This window comes from Kitasatospora sp. NBC_00374, from assembly GCF_041434935.1.
Taxonomy (GTDB): Bacteria; Actinomycetota; Actinomycetes; order Streptomycetales; family Streptomycetaceae; genus Kitasatospora.
On sequence record NZ_CP107964.1, the window covers coordinates 6,913,770 to 6,935,739 of the forward strand.

At 70.6% G+C, this 21,970-nt stretch carries 17 protein-coding genes; 14 read left to right on the forward strand and 3 right to left on the reverse strand.

From position 1 onward, the window contains the following. The first annotated feature begins 215 nt into the window (after positions 1 to 215). From metH to OG871_RS30695, 3 genes are all read left to right on the forward strand, one after another. Complete coding sequence (gene metH, locus OG871_RS30685; RefSeq protein WP_371501243.1) at positions 216 to 3,740, forward strand: methionine synthase; 3,525 nt, start codon at positions 216 to 218, stop codon at positions 3,738 to 3,740. Between the two features lie 139 nt (positions 3,741 to 3,879). Beyond that, positions 3,880 to 4,578: an HAD family hydrolase gene (locus tag OG871_RS30690; protein WP_371501244.1), complete on the forward strand. Its 699-nt coding sequence runs from the start codon at positions 3,880 to 3,882 to the stop codon at positions 4,576 to 4,578. Positions 4,579 to 4,923: 345 nt separating this feature from the next. Next, positions 4,924 to 6,534 carry an ABC transporter substrate-binding protein gene (locus tag OG871_RS30695; protein WP_371501245.1) on the forward strand — a complete coding sequence of 537 codons (1,611 nt, stop codon included), beginning with the start codon at positions 4,924 to 4,926 and terminating at the stop codon, positions 6,532 to 6,534. A gap of 68 nt (positions 6,535 to 6,602) precedes the next feature. Here OG871_RS30695 and OG871_RS30700 read toward each other — a convergent pair whose 3' ends face one another. Further along, a complete protein-coding gene (locus OG871_RS30700) occupies positions 6,603 to 7,274 on the reverse strand; it encodes a response regulator (protein ID WP_371501246.1) in 672 nt (223 codons plus the stop codon). Positions 7,275 to 7,319: 45 nt separating this feature from the next. Next, positions 7,320 to 8,213: a RecB family exonuclease gene (locus tag OG871_RS30705; protein WP_371501247.1), complete on the reverse strand. Its 894-nt coding sequence runs from the start codon at positions 8,211 to 8,213 to the stop codon at positions 7,320 to 7,322. Between the two features lie 215 nt (positions 8,214 to 8,428). On the opposite strand from OG871_RS30705, the gene OG871_RS30710 reads away from it, so the two are divergent. The 3 genes from OG871_RS30710 to OG871_RS30720 all read left to right on the forward strand — a co-directional run bounded on the left by OG871_RS30710 (position 8,429) and on the right by OG871_RS30720 (position 11,470). After that, on the forward strand, positions 8,429 to 9,637 hold the full coding sequence (locus tag OG871_RS30710; protein WP_371501248.1) for a site-2 protease family protein: 1,209 nt from the start codon (positions 8,429 to 8,431) through the stop codon (positions 9,635 to 9,637). 66 nt (positions 9,638 to 9,703) lie between these two features. Continuing rightward, a complete protein-coding gene (locus OG871_RS30715) occupies positions 9,704 to 10,669 on the forward strand; it encodes a tRNA (adenine-N1)-methyltransferase (protein WP_371501249.1) in 966 nt (321 codons plus the stop codon). Between the two features lie 198 nt (positions 10,670 to 10,867). Beyond that, on the forward strand, positions 10,868 to 11,470 hold the full coding sequence (locus OG871_RS30720; RefSeq protein WP_371501250.1) for a hypothetical protein: 603 nt from the start codon (positions 10,868 to 10,870) through the stop codon (positions 11,468 to 11,470). Between the two features lie 22 nt (positions 11,471 to 11,492). Here OG871_RS30720 and OG871_RS30725 read toward each other — a convergent pair whose 3' ends face one another. Further along, positions 11,493 to 11,780, reverse strand: coding sequence for a ferredoxin (locus tag OG871_RS30725; protein ID WP_371501251.1), 288 nt, complete (start codon positions 11,778 to 11,780; stop codon positions 11,493 to 11,495). A gap of 288 nt (positions 11,781 to 12,068) precedes the next feature. Between OG871_RS30725 and arc the strand changes: the two genes are divergently transcribed. The 8 genes from arc (at position 12,069) to OG871_RS30765 (ending at position 21,860) form a co-directional block, all read left to right on the forward strand. Continuing rightward, complete coding sequence (gene arc / locus OG871_RS30730; protein ID WP_371501252.1) at positions 12,069 to 13,835, forward strand: proteasome ATPase; 1,767 nt, start codon at positions 12,069 to 12,071, stop codon at positions 13,833 to 13,835. Between the two features lie 187 nt (positions 13,836 to 14,022). Beyond that, positions 14,023 to 15,534, forward strand: coding sequence for a depupylase/deamidase Dop (gene dop / locus OG871_RS30735; RefSeq protein WP_371501253.1), 1,512 nt, complete (start codon positions 14,023 to 14,025; stop codon positions 15,532 to 15,534). 158 nt (positions 15,535 to 15,692) lie between these two features. Beyond that, positions 15,693 to 15,911 carry a ubiquitin-like protein Pup gene (locus OG871_RS30740; RefSeq protein WP_371501254.1) on the forward strand — a complete coding sequence of 73 codons (219 nt, stop codon included), beginning with the start codon at positions 15,693 to 15,695 and terminating at the stop codon, positions 15,909 to 15,911. 245 nt (positions 15,912 to 16,156) lie between these two features. Continuing rightward, complete coding sequence (prcB, locus tag OG871_RS30745; RefSeq protein ID WP_371501255.1) at positions 16,157 to 16,999, forward strand: proteasome subunit beta; 843 nt, start codon at positions 16,157 to 16,159, stop codon at positions 16,997 to 16,999. A gap of 36 nt (positions 17,000 to 17,035) precedes the next feature. Further along, on the forward strand, positions 17,036 to 17,851 hold the full coding sequence (gene prcA / locus OG871_RS30750) for a proteasome subunit alpha (protein ID WP_371501256.1): 816 nt from the start codon (positions 17,036 to 17,038) through the stop codon (positions 17,849 to 17,851). Positions 17,852 to 17,995: 144 nt separating this feature from the next. Further along, positions 17,996 to 19,357, forward strand: coding sequence for a Pup--protein ligase (gene pafA, locus OG871_RS30755; RefSeq protein ID WP_371501257.1), 1,362 nt, complete (start codon positions 17,996 to 17,998; stop codon positions 19,355 to 19,357). 118 nt (positions 19,358 to 19,475) lie between these two features. Continuing rightward, on the forward strand, positions 19,476 to 20,462 hold the full coding sequence (locus OG871_RS30760; protein ID WP_371501258.1) for an FKBP-type peptidyl-prolyl cis-trans isomerase: 987 nt from the start codon (positions 19,476 to 19,478) through the stop codon (positions 20,460 to 20,462). A 117-nt stretch (positions 20,463 to 20,579) separates the two neighbouring features. Further along, the gene (locus OG871_RS30765; protein ID WP_371501259.1) at positions 20,580 to 21,860 is read left to right on the forward strand and encodes an FKBP-type peptidyl-prolyl cis-trans isomerase; all 1,281 of its coding nucleotides are present in this window, start codon (positions 20,580 to 20,582) and stop codon (positions 21,858 to 21,860) included. The last annotated feature ends 110 nt before the right edge of the window (positions 21,861 to 21,970 follow it).

The following is a 21,970-nucleotide window of genomic DNA, read 5'->3' on the forward strand; positions in this document are numbered from 1 at the left end:
GCTCCATCCGCGCCAGCGGGCGCGCATCGCCCTCAGCCTCGCCCGTATCGCTCGTCGCACAAGCCCTCCCCGTCCTCGTTCGGCGTCCATCAGGACGCCCACGATGCGATACGGGTTCCATGCGCGGGCCCTCGGCCGGATACCCTGACCGCGTGCGTCCCGGATCACAGACCGGGACCGCATAGCCGACAGCCGTCGCACCCAGGAGCAGCCACATGGCCACAGCCGTCCCCTCGCCCGCCCAGACCGCGTCCGCCCAGCAGGGGCGGGCGGATGCCCTGCGTGCAGCCCTCGCCACCCGGGTGGTGGTTGCGGACGGTGCGATGGGCACCATGCTGCAGGCGCAGGATCCGACGATGGAGGACTTCGAGCAGCTGGAGGGCTGCAACGAGATCCTCAACGTGACCCGCCCGGACATCGTGCGTTCGGTCCACGACGCGTACTTCGCGGTGGGTGTGGACTGCGTGGAGACGAACACCTTCGGTGCCAACCACGCGGCGCTGGGCGAGTACGACATTCCCGAGCGGGTGTTCGAGCTGTCCGAGGCCGGTGCGCGGATCGCCCGCGAGGCCGCGGACGCGTTCACGGCCGAGGACGGCCGGGCGCGTTGGGTGCTGGGCTCGATCGGGCCGGGCACGAAGCTGCCGACGCTGGGCCACGCCCCGTACGAGCTGCTGCGCGACGGCTTCCAGGCGAACGCGGCCGGTCTGGTCGCGGGCGGGGTGGACGCGCTGCTGGTGGAGACCAGTCAGGACCTGCTGCAGACCAAGGCGGCGGTGCTGGGCTGCAAGCGGGCGCTGGCCGAGGCGGGTGTGGACCTGCCGGTGCTGGTGCAGGTGACGGTGGAGACCACCGGCACCATGCTGCTGGGCTCCGAGATCGGTGCGGCGCTGACCGCGTTGGAGCCGCTGGGCGTCGACTACATCGGCCTGAACTGCGCCACCGGCCCCGCGGAGATGAGCGAGCACCTGCGCTACCTGGCGAAGAACGCCCGGGTCGGCCTGTCGTGCATGCCCAACGCGGGTCTGCCGGTGCTCGGCAAGGACGGTGCGCACTACCCGCTGTCGCCGGTCGAGCTGGCCGACGCGCACGAGGTCTTCACGCGTGACTACGGCCTGTCGCTGGTCGGCGGCTGCTGCGGTACCACGCCCGAGCATCTGCGGGCGGTGGTCGAGCGGGTCCAGGGCCGTCCGCTGGTGCCGCGCGAGCCGCGCCCGGAGCCGTCCGCCGCCTCGCTGTACCAGGCGGTGCCGTTCCGGCAGGACACCTCGTACCTGGCGATCGGTGAGCGGACCAACGCCAACGGTTCGAAGAAGTTCCGCGAGTCGATGCTGGCGGGCGACTGGCAGGCCTGCGTGGAGATCGCGCGGGAGCAGATCCGGGACGGGTCCCACCTGCTGGACCTGTGCGTGGACTACGTCGGCCGGGACGGCGTGGCCGACATGAAGGAGATCGCCGGCCGGCTCGCCACCGCCTCCACCCTGCCGATCGTGCTGGACTCCACCGAGCCGGACGTGCTGCGCGCGGGTCTGGAGGCGCTGGGCGGGCGGGCGTTGCTGAACTCCGTCAACTACGAGGACGGTGACGGTCCGGACACCCGGTTCGGGAAGGTCGCCTCGCTGGCCCGGGAGCACGGCGCCGGTCTGATCGCGCTGACCATCGACGAGGAGGGCCAGGCCCGCACCGCGCAGACCAAGGTCGCCATCGCGGAGCGGCTGATCGCCCAGCTCACCGGCGAGTACGGCATCGAGGAGGGCTCGATCCTGGTCGACTGCCTGGCGTTCACCCTGGGCACCGGCCAGGAGGAGTCGCGCCGGGACGGCGTGGAGACCATCGAGGCGATCCGCGAGCTCAAGCGCCGCCACCCGGACGTGCAGACCACGCTCGGCCTGTCGAACATCTCCTTCGGCCTCAGCCCGGCCGCCCGCATGGTGATCAACTCGGTGTTCCTGCACGAGTGCGTCGAGGCGGGCCTGGACTCGGCGATCGTGCACGCCTCCAAGATCCTGCCGATGGCCCGGATCCCCGACGAGCAGCGCACGGTCGCCCTCGACCTGGTCTACGACCGCCGCACCGAGGACTACGACCCGCTGCAGAAGCTGCTGCAGCTCTTCGAGGGCGTCTCGGTGGCCTCCAGCGCGGAGTCCAAGGCGCAGGAGCTGGCGGCGCTGCCGCTGGAGGAGCGCCTGCAGCGCCGGATCATCGACGGTGAACGGGGTGGTCTGGAGGCGGACCTCGACGAGGCCCTCGCCGGGCGTCCGGCGCTGGAGATCGTCAACAGCACCCTGCTGGCCGGGATGAAGGTGGTCGGCGAGCTGTTCGGCTCCGGCCAGATGCAGCTGCCGTTCGTGCTGCAGTCCGCCGAGGTGATGAAGACCGCGGTCGCGCACCTGGAACCGCACATGGAGAAGTCCGACGACGAGGGCAAGGGCACCATCGTGCTGGCCACCGTCAAGGGCGACGTCCACGACATCGGCAAGAACCTCGTCGACATCATCCTGTCCAACAACGGCTACACCGTCGTCAACCTCGGCATCAAGCAGCCGGTCTCGGCGATCCTGGACGCCGCCGTCGAGCACAAGGCCGACGTGATCGGCATGTCCGGCCTGCTCGTCAAGTCGACAGTGATCATGAAGGAGAACCTCCAGGAGCTCAACCAGCGCAACCTGGCCGCCGACTACCCGGTCATCCTCGGCGGCGCCGCCCTCACCCGCGCCTACGTCGAACAGGACCTGCACGAGATCTACCAGGGCGAGGTCCGCTACGCCCGCGACGCCTTCGAGGGCCTGCGCCTGATGGACGCCCTGATCGCGGTCAAGCGCGGCGTCCCCGGCGCCAGCCTGCCGGAGCTGCGCCAGCGCCGGCACGCCCGGGTCGAGATCGAGGAGCCGCAGGAGGAGGTCAACCTCGGCCAGCTGCGCTCCGACGTCGCGCTGGACAACCGGGTGCCGGCCCCGCCGTTCTGGGGGGACCGGATCGTCAAGGGCATCCCGTTCGCGGACTACGCCTCCTGGCTGGACGAGGACGCGCTGTTCAAGGGCCAGTGGGGTCTGAAGGCCGCCCGCAACGGCGACGGCCCCTCCTACGAGGAGCTGGTGGAGACCGAGGGCCGGCCGCGGCTGCGGATGTGGCTGGACCGGCTGCAGACCGAGGGCTGGCTGGAGCCGGCCGTGATCTACGGCTACTACCCGGCCAACTCCAAGGGCGACGACCTGATCGTCTTCAACGAGGACGGCTCCGAGAACACCCGCTTCACCTTCCCGCGTCAGCGGCGCGGGAGGCGGCTGTGCCTGGCGGACTTCTTCCGGCCCGAGGAGTCGGGCGAGCGGGACGTGCTGGGCCTGCAGGTGGTGACCATGGGCAACCGGGTCTCCGAGGCCGCCAACGAGCTGTTCGCGGGCAACGCCTACCGCGACTACCTGGAGCTGCACGGCCTGTCCGTCCAGCTGGCCGAGGCACTGGCCGAGTTCTGGCACGCCCGGGTCCGCTTCGAGCTGGGCTTCGGCGACGAGGACCCGCAGGACGTCCGGGACATGTTCGCGCTGAAGTACCGCGGCGCCCGCTTCTCCCTCGGCTACGGCGCCTGCCCCGAACTGGAGGACCGCGCGAAGATCGCCGAACTGCTCAAGCCCGAACGCATCGGCGTGATCCTCTCCGAGGAGTTCCAGCTCCACCCGGAGCAGTCCACCGACGCGATCGTCATCCACCACCCCGAAGCCAAGTACTTCAACGCCCGGTAACGCGCAGCTCGCGCTCCGTTCGCTGCAAAAGGCGAGGGCAAGCGTAAGCTTGATGATCCTGAACGGGCCGGCTCGCTCACCAGCGGGTCGGCCTGTGCCATCCCTCGGGGTGGCCGGCTCTTCGGAAGGGACCATCGGCATGACGACCGTTTCCACCTCCGCGCCGACCACGGGCGCCGGCGCGGGCCTGCAGGCGGTGCTGCTCGACATGGACGGCACCCTGGTCGACACCGAGGACTTCTGGTGGCAGGCCGAGGCCTCGCTGTTCGCCGAGCTCGGCTACGCGCTGGACGAGGCGGACCGGGCGCACGTGGTCGGCGGCCCGATGAGCCGGGTGATCGACTACCTGCTGGCGCGGACCGGGGTGACCCTCACCCCGTCCGAGCTGACGGTGCTGATCAACCAGCGGTTCGTGGACCTGCTGGCCGGCGGCGTCCCGCTGATGCCGGGCGCCGAGCGGCTGCTGAACACGCTGGGCGCGCACGGCATCCCGGCCGCCCTGGTGTCCGCCTCGCACCGGCACATCATCGACATCGTGCTGCAGAGCCTGGGCGCCCACCACTTCGCGTTCTCGGTGGCCGGTGACGAGGTGGTGCGCACTAAGCCGTTCCCCGACCCGTACCTGGCCGCGGTCGCCCGCCTCGGCGCCGAGCCCGCCCGCTGCGTGGTGGTCGAGGACGCGCCGACCGGGGTCCGCGCGGCCGAGGCGGCCGGCTGCCCGGTGATCGCGGTGCCGTCGGTGGCCGCGATCGAGCCGGGCCCGGGCCGGACGGTGCTGACCTCGCTGGAACAGGTGGATCTGGAGCTGCTGCGCGCGCTGGTCGCCGCCCGGGTGTGAGATTGCTCTCGGTCGGGCGTCCGCCGCTTCCGTACCGCACCCCCGTGGCAACCCAGCGTGTTCATGATCATGGGATAAATCGGGCATTGCCTGTCAACTCGCCCACCTCTGTCGCATGGGTGCGCCCAGGGCGTACACAGGGGTGCAATTCGTACATGTTCGATGTGGCACGCTACATCCGAATCAGTGCCCCGACCTCATGCCGTGTCAGCTCCGCCGCCGGGAAAGCCCGTCGGAGGGGGCGAGCGCGGTCGTAAGGCCCTCCATGGTCTGCCCCACTCCGGCAGGGCGACGAGGCCACCGGCGCCCACCGCAGCCGGCCGCATGCAGAAGGAACCCAACCGAATGACTTCCGCCAACCGCCTGGCCGTCCTCAGCTGTGCGGCTCTGGTGGCCACCACGGCCGCCGGCTGCGCCTCCGCGACGAAGGCCGTCACCGGCGGTGACTCCAACGGCGCGATCACCATGGGCACCACCAACGTGACCACCGTGCTGGACCCGGCTGGTGCGTACGACGCGGGTTCCTGGATGGTGCTGAACAACACCTTCCAGTCGCTGCTGCGGTTCCCCGCCGGCGCGACCGTGCCGCAGCCCGATGCCGCGCAGTCCTGCGAGTTCACCGGTGCGGACACCAAGACCTACCACTGCACCATGCGCAGCGGGCTGAAGTTCTCCAACGGCCACCCGCTGACCGCCGAGGACGTGGTCTTCTCGGTACAGCGGATGCTGAAGATCGCCGACCCGAACGGCCCGTCCTCGCTGCTGTCCAGCATCGAGTCGGTCGAGGCCAAGGGCGAGAACGAGGTGGTCTTCCACCTGGCGGCGCCGGACGCGGTCCTCCCGGCCAAGCTGGCCTCGGCGGCCGGCTCGATTGTCGACCACCAGGTCTTCCCGGCCGACAAGCTGCTGGAGAACAACAAGCTGGTCGGCTCCGGCCCCTACAAGATCGACTCGATCGACGAGGTCTCCTCGGCCGGCAACCACGCGCCCGGCAAGGTCGTGCTCTCGGCGTACTCCGGCTACAAGGGCGACGCCAAGCTGCAGAACACCAAGTTCGCGCTGCGCTTCTTCGGCCAGGCCGACGAGCTGAAGACCGCCCTGGACAAGGGCGAGGTCGACGTGGCCGACAACAGCCTGGAGCCGACCGCCGCGGCCCAGATCAAGGCCGACGAGCTGGCCGGCAAGGGCGAGCTCAAGGTGGCCGAGGGCGACGGCGCGGAGACCCGCTTCCTGGTCTTCAACGCCAAGGACCCGGTCGGCGGCAACGTCGCCGTCCGCCAGGCCGCCGCGCAGCTGCTGGACCGCAAGGCGCTGGCCCGCGACGTGTACGCGAACACCGTGCAGCCGCTGTTCTCGGTCGTCCCGGCCGGCATCACCGCGCACAACACGGCCTTCTTCGACCGGTACGGCGACCCGGACCTCACCAAGGCCAAGAAGATCCTCGCCACCGCGAAGGTCGCCACCCCGGTCAAGATCACCATGACCTGGTCCCGGGCCCGGGCCGGCGCGGACGAGCTGGAGCTGATCAAGAAGCAGCTGGAGGCCGGCGGCCTGTTCCAGATCACGGTCGAGCAGGAGCCGAACTGGGACGCGTACAAGGCGGGCTGGAAGTCCGGCAAGTACCAGGCGTACAGCGTCGGCTGGACCCCGGACTACGCGGACCCGGACGACTTCATCACCCCGCTGGTGGTCGACGGCGGCGCGTTCCACAACGGCTGGGACGACCCGAAGATCAGCCAGACGCTGGTGCCCGAGAGCATCAAGTCCACCGACCGCACGGCCGGCGGCAGCTACACCCAGATCCAGAAGCTGGTCGCGGAGTCGGCCCCGCTGCTGCCGCTGTACCAGAGCAAGTCGTTCTTCGCCTCGCGCAACAACATCACCGGTGTCGAGTCCACCATGGACACCACCGGCGTGGTCCGCTTCTGGGAGATCGGCCGGGTCAAGAAGAAGTGACCTGACCGCAGGACGCCGAACGGCCCGCCCCTCCAGCCGGAGGGGCGGGCCGTTCGGCGTCCGCGGGCTCAGAGCGCGCCGGGGCGCACCAGGCCGCTCTCGTAGGCGTACACCGCGGCCTGTACCCGGTCGCGGAGCTGAAGCTTGGTCAGCACGTGCCCGACGTGGGTCTTGACGGTGGTCTCGCTGACGAACAGTTCGGCGGCGATCTCGGCGTTCGACAGGCCGCGGGCGACCAGCCTCAGCACCTCCACCTCACGCTCCGTCAGCACCGTGAGGGCCTGCGGGGGCAGCTCCTCGCCGGACGGCAGCCGGGTGGCGTACATGTCCAGCAGTCGTCTGGTCACCGAGGGCGCGAGCATCGCGGCGCCGTCCGCGACCACCCGGATCGCCTGCACCAGCTCCTCGGCCGGCACGTCCTTGAGCAGGAAGCCGCTGGCCCCCGCCCGCAGCGCCTCGACCACGTACTCGTCCAGGTCGAAGGTGGTCAGCACGAGCACCTTGGCCGGGCCGTCCCGGCCGGGGCCGGCGATCCGCCGGGTCGCCTCCACACCGTCCATCCGGGGCATCCGGATGTCCATCAGCACCACGTCCGGCTGGAGCGCCCGGACCTGGTCCAGCGCCTGCTGGCCGTCCCCGGCCTCGCCGACGACCACCAGGTCCGACTCGGCCTCCAGAATCATCCGGAAGCCGGTGCGCAGCAGCGGCTGGTCGTCCACCAGCAGCACTCGGATCGTCACCTGTGACTCCTCTTGCTCATGTCTCAGTCCCCCGTCGGGATCTCGTCAGCTCTGTTCGGGCAGGGTGATGCGGACCGGCAGCGGGTACGGCGGCGTCGTGCCGCCGAACTCCGGGCAGCTGGCCTTGTGGTCGCACCAGTCGCACAGTCGGTTGCGGGTGGCCGGGAACTCGCCGGTGGCCACGGCGTGGGTGATGGTCTCCCAGAGGGCCAGCAGCTTGCGCTCCACCGAGAGCAGGTCGGCCTCGTCCGGGTCGTAGCTGACCACGTCGCCCCCGCCGCCGAGGTAGACCAGCTGCAGCCGCTTGGGGACGACGCCCTTCCAGCGCCACACCACCAGCGCGTAGAACTTCATCTGGAACATCGCCTTGCCCTCGAAGTCCCGCGAGGGCGCCCGGCCGGTCTTGTAGTCCACCAGCCGGACCTCGCCGGTCGGGGCGACGTCCACCCGGTCGATGTAGCCGCGCAGCAGCAGGCCGGAGTCCAGCGCCGTCTCCACGTAGAGCTCGCGCTCCACCGGGTGCAGCCGGGTCGGGTCCTCCAGCCGGAACCACTGGTCGACCAGCTTCTCGGCGTCCCCCAGCCAGCGCGTCAGCGCGGCCGCGGCGGCGTCCTCGTCCTGTCCGGGGACGCCGAACAGCTCGGCCAGCTGCGGGCGCTCGGCCAGCAGCCGGTCCCACTGCGGGCGCAGCAGGTCACGGGCCAGCTCCGGGGTGCGCTCGCCGGCCGGGCTGTCGAACAGCCGTTCCAGCACCGCGTGCACCAGGGTGCCGCGGGTGGCGGCCGGGCTGGGCGGCTCCGGAAGCCGGTCGATCACCCGCAGCCGGTAGAGCAGCGGGCAGGTCATGAAGTCGCCGGCCCGGGAAGGGGACAGGCCGGTCGGGGCGGTGGCCGGCCTCGGCTGCGCGGTCGCGGCGGGGTCTCGGTCGGTCTGCTGCATACCCCGACCCTATTGCCCGTCGCTCTCATCCCGCTGTCAGGTTGCCGAGCGGACGGACACACCTGCCGGTGGCGGCGGGCCGTCGGCGGCACCAATGGGGGCGCGCGCAGCGTTGAACGGGGTATAGAGCCTTGCGAGGGGCGCGCACCGAATCGCGCGCGCGATCACGTAGCGTGGGCGCACCGACCACGGGGACCGAAGAGCGAAGGGCAAGCGTGAGCGACACCAGGGGGCAACAGACCTCCGCCGAACCTCCGGCCCGCCGGCCGGACGGGCCCGACGGGGACGAGCCGCGCGGCGGGATCCTGATGGGGCGCCCGTTCGGCGTGCCGGTCTACGTGACCCCGTCCTGGTTCGTCATCGCCGCGCTGATCACCTGGGTGTTCGGCGGCCGGCTGACCGAGATCCTGCCGGAGCTGGGATACACCCGCTACCTGGTGGCCTTCTCGTTCGCGGTCGCCTTCTACGCCTCGGTGCTGGTCCACGAGCTGGCCCACACCGTGGTGGCGCTGCGCTACCGGCTGGGGGTCCGGCGGATCAGGCTGCAGTTCTTCGGCGGCGTCTCGGAGATCGAGAAGGAGGCCGAGAGCCCCGCCCGGGAGTTCTGGCTGGCCTTCGTCGGGCCGTTGCTCTCGGTGGTCCTCGGCGGGCTGTTCTACCTCGCCCTGCGCGCCGTCGACCCGGGCACCGTACCCGGCGTGCTGCTGGCCGGCCTGATGGTCTCCAACCTGGTGGTCGCCGCCTTCAACCTGCTGCCCGGACTGCCGCTGGACGGTGGCCGGATGCTGCGGGCCGTCGTCTGGGGCCTCACCGGACGGCCGATGGCGGGCACCGTGGCGGCCTCCTGGGCGGGCCGGATCCTGGCCGTCGTGGTCCTGTTCGGCCTGCCGCTGTTCAGCGCCCTCCAGGCGGGCGCCGGGCAGTCCACCACCGACAGCCTGGTCGACGGCGTGCTCGCGGCCGTGCTCGCCGCGATCATCTGGAACGGCGCCACCGCAGGACTGCGCAACGCCCGGCTGAAGCAGGCCCTGCCGCTGCTGCACGTCCGCGACGTCACCCGCCGGGCCGTCCACGTCACCGCGGACACCCCGCTCGGCGAGGCGATGCGGCAGGCCCGCGAGGCCGAGGCCGGCGCGATCCTGGTGGTCGACGGCCGGGGCGAGCCCACCGGGCTGGTCAAGGAGCACGCGGTCACCACCATCCCCGAGCACCGCCGTCCGTGGGTGGCGGTCGGCGCCCTGGCCCGCGACCTGGAACCGGGCCTGCGGATCTCCGTGGAGCTGACCGGTGAGCAACTGCTGACCGCCCTGCGCCGCACCCCGGCCACCGAGTACCTGGTGATCCGGCCCGACGGGACGCCCTACGGGGTGCTCACCCTGGTCGACCTGGAGCGCCGGCTGTCCGCCGCGGTCGCCGGCCGGTAGGCGGGCGCGGGGCCGGGAGGCACGGGCTGGTCGGACGGACGTCCGGCTTCCCCTAAGATTGTCCGCATGTCCGAACCGACCGGTGCCACCCGCCGACGCGGGCCCTTCCAGGTCGGGGACCAGGTTCAGCTGACCGACCCCAAGGGCCGTCACTACACGTTCACGCTTCAGGCCGGGAACCAGTTCCACACCCACAAGGGTGCGTTCCCGCACGACGAGCTGATCGGTGCCCCCGAGGGCACTGTTGTGCGTACCACGGGGAACGTGCCTTATCTGGCGCTGCGACCCCTGCTCCCCGACTACGTCCTGTCCATGCCCCGCGGCGCGGCGGTGATCTACCCCAAGGACGCGGGCCAGATCCTCGCCATGGCCGACATCTTCGCGGGCGCCCGCGTGGTCGAGGCCGGGGTCGGCTCCGGAGCGCTCAGCAGCTACCTGCTGCGCGCCGTCGGCGACACCGGCATGCTCGCCTCGTACGAGCGCCGCGAGGACTTCGCCGAGATCGCCAAGGGGAACGTCGAGCGCTACTTCGGCGGCCCGCACCCGGCGTGGAAGCTCACCGTCGGCGACCTCCAGGACAACCTGGTCGAGACCGACGTCGACCGTGTCATCCTGGACATGCTCGCCCCCTGGGAGTGCCTGGACGTCGCCTCCAAGGCGCTCGTCCCCGGCGGCCTGATCTGCTGCTACGTGGCCACCACCACGCAGATGTCGCGGACCGTCGAGGCGCTGCGCGACCACGGCACCTTCACCGAGCCGCAGGCCTGGGAGACCATGGTCCGCACCTGGCACCTGGAGGGCCTGGCCGTCCGCCCGGACCACCGGATGATCGGCCACACCGGCTTCCTGCTGACCTCCCGCCGCCTCGCCGACGGGGTCGAGCCGCCGCTGCGCCGCCGCCGCCCCGCCAAGGGCGCGTACGGCGAGGACTACGAGACCGGTGTGGAGCCGGAGCTCACCCTGGCCGAGCGCGCCGCCATCCGGCGCGCCACCCGCAAGGCCGCCGCGGCCGACGGGCGCGACCTCGACTGACGTCGTGACGGCACACCCGCGAGGGGTGGCACACCGGGCCCCGGCCCACCGTGCCACCCCTCGCGCGCGCTCCCGCACAACCCGGCTGACCTGCCGTCGGACCCGGTGCGGACAAGGCCGCCGGCATGTGGGACGATGCTCGCTCACAACACCCGCCGTGCCGATCAGGGGCACCGTACCGGTGGAGGGAACTGCCCGGTGGAAGCAGCGGTCGAGACGGCGCAGACGATGACGACGGACGCCGAGCGGGCCGGGCCCGCCCACGCCCGACCCGGACTGCGGCACTGGGCCCTGGTGGCCGCCGGCTGCGCCGCCGTGGTCGGCGGGGCGATCGCCGCGAACCCGGCCACCGGATCCGTCAAGGCGAGCCGGCCGCCCGTCACAGCCACCCCGCCGGCCGCCGCCCCCGACCCGGCCAAGGCCGAACTCCCGCTCGACTGCGGGCCGTTCCCGGTCAGCGTCGGGGCGAGCTTCCCCGCCGACCTGGGCGGCGGCCGGCCGGTCACCGTGGTGGCCGCGCACTGCGCCGCCGACAACGGCACCCCGCCCGACGGCATCTGGCTGCTCGGGCCCGGCACCGACGGCCGCCCGGTGGTGCTGGAGACCCTGCTGCGCCCGGACGAGAACCTCACCGTCACCAGGTTGGCCCCGTCCGGCGGCCTCGTCACCGCGCACGTCCAGGGCTACTCGGACGAGGACGTGCCGCGCTGCTGCCCCGACGTCAGCAAGGACCTGAACTGGGTCCGCAAGGACGGCCGCTGGACCCGCGGCGAGACCACCGCCGCGGCCGCCCAGGCCTGAGTCTCGGGCCGTGGGCCCGCCGCTACTCGGCGTCGGGCCCGTAGACCTCGACCCGGTCGGCGACGCGGCGCACGTGGATGCAGTCGCCGGGGCACTCCTTGGCGGAGTCCACCACGTCCTGAAGCAGCGTCAGCGGCACCGGGGCGGTCTCGCCGGGCCGCTGGCGCAGCTCGTCGTCCGACCCCTTCACGTACGCCAGGCCGTCGATGTCCAGCTCGAAGACCTCCGGTGCGTACTGCACGCAGATGCCGTCACCGGTGCAGAGATCCTGGTCGATCCATACCTCGAGCTCGTCGCCCGTCCCGGACATGTTCCCTGCCGTTTCTGATCCGAGATGCCCCGGTTTCGGAGGCATTCCCGCCATTCGTACAACGATCGCACCGCTTTCCACGGTCACGATCAGGTATTGACTCGATCGACGATACATCTGGTCCGCTTTGAATCGTCGGCCGGTGGGCATCTCCTCTACCAGAGGGGAAGCACGCGAGGGCGAAGATCGGACACGCCCACTCCATCTTTCTTGATCTAGGGGTTTACAGACCCCTGGTCCCAGGTAGGGTCTGGAAGCGTCCAGCTCCCCCAGGAGGAGGTGAGGACCGTGGCCGCCCACGATGACGACTTCAACCGCAGCGCCGGCCGGCCTGCTCGTGGTTCAGACGAGGCTGCACAGGTCTCGTACCTTGAGCAGGAAATCGCCGTGCTGCGCCGCAAGCTGGCCGACTCGCCGCGAAGCTCGAGAGTTCTCGAGGAGCGCATTGTCGAGCTCCAGACCAATCTGGCCGGGGTCTCCGCCCAGAACGAACGGCTCGCCTCCACCCTCCGAGAGGCCCGCGACCAGATCGTGGCCCTCAAGGAGGAGGTGGACCGGCTCGCCCAGCCCCCCGCCGGATTCGGCGCCTTCCTCAATCGCAACGAGGACGGCACCGCCGACATCTTCACCGGCGGACGCAAGCTCCGCGTGAACGTCAGCCCCAGCATCGACCTGGACGACCTGCGTCGCGGCCAGGAGGTGATGCTCAACGAGGCGCTCAACATCGTCGACGCGATGGCCTTCGAGAGCATCGGCGACATCGTCACCCTCAAGGAAGTCCTCGAGGACGGCGAGCGCGCCCTGGTCACCGGTCACACCGACGAGGAGCGGGTGGTCCGGCTCGCCGAGCCGCTGCACGGCCTCACGCTGCGCCCCGGTGACGCCCTGCTGCTGGAGCCCCGCTCCGGCTACGTGTACGAGGTCGTGCCGAAGTCCGAGGTCGAGGAGCTGGTCCTCGAGGAGGTCCCGGACATCGACTACCGGCAGATCGGCGGGCTGGGCAACCAGATCGAGCAGATCCGCGACGCGGTGGAACTCCCGTACCTGCACGCCGAGCTGTTCAAGGAGTACGAGCTGCGGCCGCCCAAGGGCGTCCTGCTCTACGGCCCGCCAGGCTGCGGCAAGACGCTCATCGCCAAGGCGGTGGCGAACTCCCTGGCGAAGAAGGTGGCCGAGGTCACCGGCCGGCCGCAGGGCAAGAGCTACTTCCTCAACATCAAGGGCCCCGAGCTCCTCAACAAGTACGTCGGCGAGACCGAGCGGCAGATCCGCCTGGTCTTCCAGCGGGCCCGGGAGAAGGCCAGCGAGGGCACGCCCGTCATCGTCTTCTTCGACGAGATGGAGTCGCTGTTCCGCACCCGTGGGTCGGGCGTCAGCTCGGACGTGGAGAACACCATCGTCCCCCAGCTGCTCGCCGAGATCGACGGTGTGGAGGGCCTGGAGAACGTCATCGTCATCGGCGCCTCCAACCGCGAGGACATGATCGACCCGGCGATCCTGCGGCCCGGCCGCCTGGACGTCAAGATCAAGATCGAGCGGCCGGACGCCGAGGCGGCCAAGGACATCTTCTCCAAGTACCTCAAGGAGTCGCTGCCCTTCCACCCGGACGACGTCAAGGAGCACGACGGCTCACTGCCGGCCACCGTGGCCGCGATGATCCAGTCCGTGGTCGAGCGGATGTACTCGGAGACCGAGGAGAACCGCTTCCTGGAGGTCACCTACGCCAACGGTGACAAGGAAGTCCTCTACTTCAAGGACTTCAACTCCGGCGCCATGATCCAGAACATCGTGGACCGGGCGAAGAAGATGGCCATCAAGGACTTCCTCGACCACGGACAGCGGGGCCTGCGCGTCTCCCACCTGCTCGCCGCCTGCGTGGACGAGTTCAAGGAGAACGAGGACCTGCCCAACACCACCAACCCGGACGACTGGGCCCGGATCTCGGGCAAGAAGGGCGAGCGGATCGTCTTCATCCGCACCCTGGTCACCGGCAAGCAGGGCGCCGAGTCCGGCCGCTCCATCGACACTGTCGCCAACACGGGGCAGTACCTGTAAGCGGCGGTAACCCTCCGTCCGGCTGCGGAGCCTGCGGGCCCCGCGGCCGGACGGCGTGTCTCGGGGCCCGGCCGCAGGGGGCGGGGCCAAGCTCGAACCATCACCGGCGGAGTGCCGGCGATGGCGCAGACAGCGGTACGTCAGTACCCAGCCCGGCGGGGGCTGGGTACCGGGCAAGGAGGGCCGCATGACCGTACGGCGCGTGATGGGGATCGAGACCGAGTACGGAATCTCCGTGCCCGGCCACCCGAACGCCAACGCCATGCTCACCTCGTCCCAGATCGTCAACGCGTACGCGGCGGCGATGCACCGGGCCCGGCGGGCCCGCTGGGACTTCGAGGAGGAGAATCCGCTGCGCGACGCCCGGGGCTTCGACCTCGCTCGGGAGGTCGCGGACGCCAGCCAGCTCACCGACGAGGACATCGGCCTCGCCAACGTCATCCTGACCAACGGCGCCCGGTTCTACGTGGACCACGCGCACCCCGAGTACAGCTCGCCCGAGGTCACCAACCCGCGCGACGCCGTGCTCTGGGACAAGGCCGGCGAGCGGATCATGGCCGAGGCGGCGGCCCGCGCCCTGGAGCTGCCGAACGGCCAGCCGATCCACCTCTACAAGAACAACACCGACAACAAGGGCGCCTCCTACGGCACCCACGAGAACTACCTGATGCAGCGGGCGACCCCGTTCGCCGACATCGTCCGCCACCTCACGCCGTTCTTCGTCTCCCGCCAGGTGGTCACCGGCGCAGGCCGCGTCGGCCTCGGCCAGGACGGCTCCGCCAACGGCTTCCAGATCAGCCAGCGGGCCGACTACTTCGAGGTCGAGGTGGGCCTGGAGACCACCCTCAAGCGCCCGATCATCAACACCCGGGACGAACCGCACTCCGACGCCGAGAAGTACCGCCGGCTGCACGTGATCATCGGCGACGCCAACCTCTCCGAGATCTCCACCTACCTCAAGCTGGGCACCACCTCGCTGGTGCTGTCGATGATCGAGGACGGCTTCATCGCCGTCGACCTCGCCGTCGACCAGCCGGTGCGCACCCTGCACCGGGTCTCCCACGACCCCGGGCTGGACTATCTGATCACCCTGCGCAGCGGGCGCAAGCTGACCGCCGTCCAGCTGCAGATGGAGTACTGCGAGCTGGCCCGCAAGTACGTCGAGGACCGCTTCGGGCAGGACGCCGACGACCAGACCGTGGACGTGCTGGCCCGCTGGGAGGACGTGCTCGGCCGGCTGGAGCGCGACCCGATGAGCCTGTCCCGGCAGCTCGACTGGATCGCCAAGAAGGAGCTGCTGGAGGGCTACCGCCAGCGCGACGGCCTGGACTGGGAGAGCCCCCGGCTGCACCTGGTCGACCTGCAGTACAGCGACGTGCGCGCCGACAAGGGCCTGTACAACCGCCTGGAGGCCCGCGGGCGGTTCGAGCGGCTGGTCACCGAGGAGGAGGTCCAGCGGGCCGTCCTGAAGCCGCCGGAGGACACCAGGGCGTACTTCCGGGGCCGCTGCCTGGAGCAGTACGCCGAGCACGTCGCGGCGGCCTCCTGGGACTCGGTGATCTTCGACCTGCCCGGCCGGGACTCGCTCCAGCGGGTGCCCACCATGGAGCCCCTGCGCGGCACCCGGAACCACGTCAAGGAGCTGCTGGACCGCTGCCGCACCGCGGAGGAGCTGGTCCGGGTGCTCTCCGGCGGGTAACTTTTCGATCACCACGGGTGAACGGCGCCCGGATGGGAATCATCCGGGGGACAGTCGAACGTTGAACTCAAATGGGGGCGAGATCCGCACCCTGTGGATAGGGTCTGACTCAAGCAGCAGACCAAGCCGTGCCAGACCGATCGAGCGGGGTGAGGGAAATGGCCAGTAAGGACACCGGTGGCGGCCAGCAGCGGGCGAACCGCTCCTCCGAGGAGGTCGAGGAGCAGGCTGCGGAGGCGCAGGGCTCCGAGGACCTCCAGGAACGCCAGGAAAAGCTGAGCGACGACGTCGACGCCGTGCTGGACGAAATCGACGAAGTCCTGGAGTCGAACGCGGAGGACTTCGTCCGCGGATTCGTGCAAAAGGGCGGCGAGTAGCCGGCCGAGGGATTTCCCCCCGGTCTGCGAAACCGTTGAGAATTCGGGGCGGGCAGCGCTGCAGGCGCCCATCGCGTCTGCGGCGCTGCGTGCTGTCCGGCCCGCTGCGCCCCGCCCCCGCGGCCCCCGTCCGCCGGCCCGGCGGACCACCCGAGAAGTGCCCCGTCCCGGCATGTGGATCACGGGCGGGAAGCGGGTAGGGTCCGGGTCATCAGCTGCATTGATCGTCCACTGGAAGGAAACGTGTGGAAGCCAACACTGGTGGCACCGGGCGTCTACCGGCTGCCTTCCTCACCCCAGGGTCCTCGTCGTTCATCGACTTCCTCACCGAGCACTCGCCGGGCCTGCTGCCCGCCGGCCGTCCGCTCCCGCCGGGGCTGACGATCGAGGCGCCGCACGGCACCACGATCGTCTCGGCGGTGTTCGACGGTGGCGTGGTGATCGCCGGTGACCGCCGCGCGACCATGGGCAACGTGATCGCCCAGCGCGACATCGAGAAGGTCTTCCCGGCCGACGAGTACAGCGCGGTCGGCATCGCCGGCACCGCCGGGCTCGCGGTCGAGATGGTCCGGCTGTTCCAGCTGGAGCTGGAGCACTACGAGAAGATCGAGGGCGCCGTCCTCTCCCTGGAGGGCAAGGCCAACCGGCTCACCACGATGATCCGGTCCAACCTGGCGATGGCCATGCAGGGGCTCGCGGTGGTCCCGGTCTTCGCCGGCTACGACCTCGACCTCGGCCGGGGCCGGATCTTCACCTACGACGTCACCGGCGGACGCTCCGAGGAGCGCGGCTTCGCCGCGACCGGCTCGGGCTCGGTCTTCGCCCGCGGCTCCATGAAGAAGCTCTACCGGGACGACCTGACGGCCGAACAAGCCGCCACGCTGGCCGTCCAGGCGCTCTACGACGCGGCCGACGACGACTCCGCCACCGGTGGGCCCGACCTCGCCCGGGGGATCTACCCGATCGTCTCGGTGATCACCGAGGACGGCTTCCGACGGCTCGCCGACGACGAGGTGGCGGCGATCGCGGCCTCCATCACCGCCGGCCGTCGCCAGCACCCCAACGGCCCGCAGGCCCCGCTCCTCTAGTCCGCCGCACTCCTACCCGGAAGGGGTGGTCCACCGGTGTCCACACCGTTCTACGTCTCGCCTCAGCAGGCCATGGCGGACCGCGCGGAGTACGCCCGCAAGGGCATCGCCCGCGGGCGCAGCGTGGTCGTGCTCACCTACACCGACGGCATCCTGTTCGTCGCCGAGAACACCTCCCGTGCGCTGCACAAGGTGTCCGAGATCTACGACAAGATCGCGTTCGCCGCGGTCGGCCGGTACAACGAGTTCGAGAACCTCCGGATCGGCGGCGTCCGCTACGCCGACCTGCGCGGGTACTCCTACGACCGGGCCGATGTGACGGCCCGTGGACTCGCCAACGTCTACGCCCAGACCCTCGGCACCATCTTCTCCTCGGTCGGCGAGAAGCCGTACGAGGTCGAGCTGATCGTCGCCGAGGTCGGCCGCACCGACCAGGACGACCAGATCTACCGGCTCACCCCGGACGGCTCGGTCGTCGACGAGAAGAACTCCATCGTGGTCGGCGGCAACGCCGACTCCATCGGCAACTACCTGGGCCAGCGGCACCGGGTCGGCATGGGCCTGGCCGAGGCGCTGAAGTTGGCCGTGGACGCGCTCGCCCGCGACCCCAACGGCGGCAGTCCGCGCACCCTGACCCCGGAGCAGCTGGAGGTGGCGGTCCTGGACCGCCAGCGCCCCCAGCAGCGCAAGTTCAAGCGGATCCTGGGCGGCCAGCTCTCCCGGCTGCTCAGCGGCGACGAGACGGCCGCCGACGACACCGAGGGCGCCGAGGACGCAGCCGCCGGGAGCGCGGCCGGGGCGGCCCCCGACGAGGCGTCGGGCGGCACCGCGGAGGAGTCCGCCGGGGAGTGACCCGGCCGCGTGAATCCCGTACGGCGCGAGCATTCGCGCCGTACGGGATTCACGTGCGCCTGCGGGCATTTGGCGGTTCGCCGTGATCGGATTGGCATCGCCGCAGTGGGTTTCGAAAGGCCCCGAGAAGAGAAAAGATGCCTCATGGACCGCCGAATTTTCGGGCTGGAGAACGAGTACGGTGTCACGTGTACGTTTCGGGGACAACGGCGTCTGTCTCCGGACGAGGTGGCCAGATACCTCTTCCGCCGCGTAGTTTCCTGGGGCCGCAGCAGCAATGTCTTCCTGCGCAACGGTGCACGCCTCTACCTCGACGTGGGCTCGCACCCCGAGTACGCCACTCCCGAATGCGACGACGTCACCGAGCTGGTGACGCACGACAAGGCCGGTGAACGGATCCTCGAAGGCCTGCTCGTGGACGCCGAGCGGCGCCTGCACGAGGAGGGCATCGCCGGCGACGTCTACCTCTTCAAGAACAACACCGACTCGGCCGGCAACTCCTACGGCTGCCACGAGAACTACCTGGTGGCCCGGCACGGCGAGTTCTCCCGGCTGGCCGACGTGCTGATCCCGTTCCTGGTGACCCGCCAGCTGATCTGCGGGGCCGGCAAGGTGCTGCAGACCCCCCGGGGCGCGGTCTTCTGCGTCAGCCAGCGGGCCGAGCACATCTGGGAGGGCGTCAGCTCGGCGACCACCCGGTCCCGTCCGATCATCAACACCCGCGACGAGCCGCACGCCGACGCCGAACGGTACCGGCGGCTGCACGTGATCGTCGGCGACTCCAACATGTCGGAGACCACCACGCTGCTCAAGGTGGGCGCGACCGACCTGGTGCTGCGCCTGATCGAGGCCGGCGTGGTGATGCGCGACCTCACCCTGGAGAACCCGATCCGGGCGATCCGCGAGGTCAGCCACGACCTCACCGGCACCCACCAGGTGCGCCTGGCCAACGGCCGGGAGGCGAGCGCGCTCGACATCCAGGAGGAGTACTTCACCAAGGCGCTGGAGTTCGCCGACCGCAAGGGCCTGAACACCGGCACCATCGCCCGGGTGCTCGACCTGTGGGGCCGCACGCTGGAGGCGGTCCGCACCGAGGACCTGGCCAGGGTCGGCAACGAGATCGACTGGATCATGAAGTACAAGCTGATCGAGCGGTACCGCGAGAAGCACCAGATGACCATGTCGAACCCGCGGGTCGCCCAGATCGACCTCGCGTACCACGACATCCACCGCCGGCGCGGCCTGTTCTACCTGCTCCAGAACAAGGGGCAGGCGCAGCGGGTGACGACCGACCTGAAGACCTTCGAGGCCAAGTCGGTGCCCCCGCAGACCACCCGGGCCCGGCTGCGCGGCGACTTCATCCGCCGGGCCCAGGAGCAGCGCCGGGACTTCACGGTCGACTGGGTGCACCTGAAGCTGAACGACCAGGCGCAGCGCACGGTGCTCTGCAAGGACCCGTTCCGTTCGGTGGACGAGCGGGTGGAGAAGCTGATCGCCGGGATGTGACCGGCGCGGCCCGGGCCGGGTGCGGGGGTGGTGGTCGGACGGTCGTCCGGCCACCACCCCCGTGTCTTGCCCTTGTGTCTCCGACATCCCGGGCGAATCGGGCCATAAGCTCAGGATCATGCGCAGAATCGCCGGTCTACTGGTCGTGCCCCTCGCCGTGCTGCTGGCCGCGTGCAGCAGCGGATCCGGATCCTCGGCGGGCTCCTCGCCCTCCGCGACGGCCGTCTCCCCGGTGGCGGTGCCGAGCCCGGTGGCCTCGGCCGATCCGATGCCGACGGTCGAGGGCGCCTTCGGCAGCAAGGCCACCATCACCATCCCCGCGGCGCAGCCGAGCGGGCAGTTCGTGGTGAACACGGTCTCCGAGGGCAGTGGTGCGACGGTGGCCAAGGGCGACTGGGTGACCGTGAACTACACCGCCAAGGACTGGACCACCGGCAAGGACCTGCCCAGCTCCTACGACCCGGGCAGCAAGCCGCAGCTCTACCAGGCGGGCAGCGGCGGGCTGGTGCCCGCCTTCGACCAGAGCGTGCTGGGCAAGAAGGTGGGCAGCCGGCTGCTGGTGGTGGCCCCGCCGGCGGCGGGCTTCGGCAGCGCCGGCAACAGCGCGCTCGGGGTCGGCAAGGACGACACCGTGGTCTTCGTGCTGGACATCATGCAGAGCGTGCCGCAGGACGCGACCATCACCGGAGCGCTCGCCGAGCCGCCCGCCAACCTGCCCCAGGTGAAGGACAACGGCAAGGCCGCGCCGACCATCACCATCCCGGCCGGCCAGCCGGCGCCGACGGAGCTGCAGACCTTCGTGCTGGTCAAGGGCGACGGCAAGGAGGTCACCGCCGGGCAGACCCTGCTGGTGCAGTACACCGGGGTGGTCTGGGCGGACGGCAAGCAGTTCGACTCCTCCTGGAGCCACGGCGGCGCGCAGGCGCTGCAGGTCGGCACCGGCAGCCTGATCAAGGGCTGGGACCAGGCGCTGGTCGGCCAGACCGTGGGCAGCCGGCTGCTGCTGGTGGTGCCGCCGTCGCTGGGCTACGGGGACAAGGCGAGCGGCGCCATTCCCGCCAACTCCACGCTGGTCTTCGTGATCGACATTCTTGCGGCGGTCTGATCCCATGGAGGCGGGCGGACGTTCGGTGAACCTGAACGTCCGTCCTCATGGTGACCTGACATACTGCTGCCCTTCCGCAGTTGGTACCTGTCGTCGGGCGAGATGAATTGGGGAGTCATGTCTGAGAAAGCGTCGAGCCCGGGCGAGGCGGGCACCGCGAACGGCGCGGTCGGCCCCGGCGCGGCATCGCCCGACCGCGAGTCGATCGTCGTGCCGCCCGCGATCCTGGCCCAGCAGGCCGGCTGGGGCCAGGCCCCGGCCGCCCCCGCCGCGCCCAAGGAGGACGAGCAGCCGCAGGTCTTCGCCTCCACCAAGCGCAGGCAGGAGATCTCGGAGGCCGGTTACAACGAGAACCCGCCCGGGGTGGGCCGGCTCGGTGTGATCCTCGGCACGGTGCTGGCCCTGCTGCTGATCGGCAGCGGCATCACGCTCTACCTGGCGAACAAGCCGGACTCCAAGAACACGGCGGCCAAGCCGGACTCCGCGCCGACCGCGTCGCCGACGCCCACCGAGGCCCCGGTGCCGCCGATCAAGGACACCGCCAAGGTGCTGCCCACGGTCACCGGCGAGTTCGGCAAGAAGGCCGCCATCGAGCTGCCGAAGGAGGCGGCCGACGGCACCTTCGTGGTCAAGGAGCTGATCCCGGGCACCGGCGCGAAGGTCGACAAGAGCAACTGGGTCACCGCCGACTTCACCGCGATGAACTGGAGCACCGGCAAGGAGATCCAGGGCTCGTACGAGGGCGGCAAGCCGCAGCTCTTCCAGGCCGACGGCGGCCAGCTGATCCCCGCCCTGGACGCGGCCGTCACCGGCCACAAGGTGGGCAGCCGCCTGCTGGTGGTGGCCCCGCCGGCCGCCGCCTTCCGCGATCAGGGCAGCCAGGGCATGGGCGTCGGGCCGACCGACAACCTGGTCTTCGTGATCGACATCCGCAACGCCAACGCGCAGGACGCGGTGGTCGGCGGTGACGTCGTCGCCCCGCCGTCGGACTTCCCGAAGGTCAAGGACAACGGCAAGAAGGCGGCCGAGATCACCCCGGTCCCCGGTGCGGCCGACCCGACCGAGCTGAAGTCCGCGGTGCTGATCCAGGGCAAGGGCCGCAAGGTCGAGACCGGTGAGGGCGTCCTCGTCCAGTACACCGGCGCGCTGTTCAAGGACGGCAAGAAGTTCGACTCCTCGCTGGACCGCGGGCAGGCCTTCACCTTCGTCACCGGCGGCGGCAACGTCATCGAGGGCTGGGACAAGGGCATCGTCGGCCAGACCATCGGCAGCCGGGTCGAGCTGGTGATCCCCGCCGCCCTGGCCTACAAGGACCAGGCGAAGGAGGGCATCCCGGCCAACTCCACCCTGGTCTTCGTGGTGGACATCCTGGACGCCGGTGTCGGCGGCGGCAGCTGAGGGATAATGATCGGGTAGCCGGGCGCGGGGCGACTCGCGGCCGGGCCTGACCGAGACGGGCGGCAGCCGGTCGTACCGTGGTCCTGGAGAGGATCTCGGCGCGAGCGGCT

Coding starts and splice junctions, on each gene's coding strand:
- metH (WP_371501243.1), top strand. CDS start 216: ATGGCCACAGCCGTCCCCTCGCCCGCCCAGACCGCGTCCGCCCAGCAG.
- OG871_RS30690 (WP_371501244.1), top strand. CDS start 3,880: ATGACGACCGTTTCCACCTCCGCGCCGACCACGGGCGCCGGCGCGGGC.
- OG871_RS30695 (WP_371501245.1), top strand. CDS start 4,924: ATGACTTCCGCCAACCGCCTGGCCGTCCTCAGCTGTGCGGCTCTGGTG.
- OG871_RS30705 (WP_371501247.1), bottom strand. CDS start 8,213: ATGCAGCAGACCGACCGAGACCCCGCCGCGACCGCGCAGCCGAGGCCG.
- OG871_RS30715 (WP_371501249.1), top strand. CDS start 9,704: ATGTCCGAACCGACCGGTGCCACCCGCCGACGCGGGCCCTTCCAGGTC.
- OG871_RS30725 (WP_371501251.1), bottom strand. CDS start 11,780: ATGTCCGGGACGGGCGACGAGCTCGAGGTATGGATCGACCAGGATCTC.
- dop (WP_371501253.1), top strand. CDS start 14,023: ATGACCGTACGGCGCGTGATGGGGATCGAGACCGAGTACGGAATCTCC.
- OG871_RS30740 (WP_371501254.1), top strand. CDS start 15,693: ATGGCCAGTAAGGACACCGGTGGCGGCCAGCAGCGGGCGAACCGCTCC.
- pafA (WP_371501257.1), top strand. CDS start 17,996: ATGGACCGCCGAATTTTCGGGCTGGAGAACGAGTACGGTGTCACGTGT.
- OG871_RS30760 (WP_371501258.1), top strand. CDS start 19,476: ATGCGCAGAATCGCCGGTCTACTGGTCGTGCCCCTCGCCGTGCTGCTG.
- OG871_RS30765 (WP_371501259.1), top strand. CDS start 20,580: ATGTCTGAGAAAGCGTCGAGCCCGGGCGAGGCGGGCACCGCGAACGGC.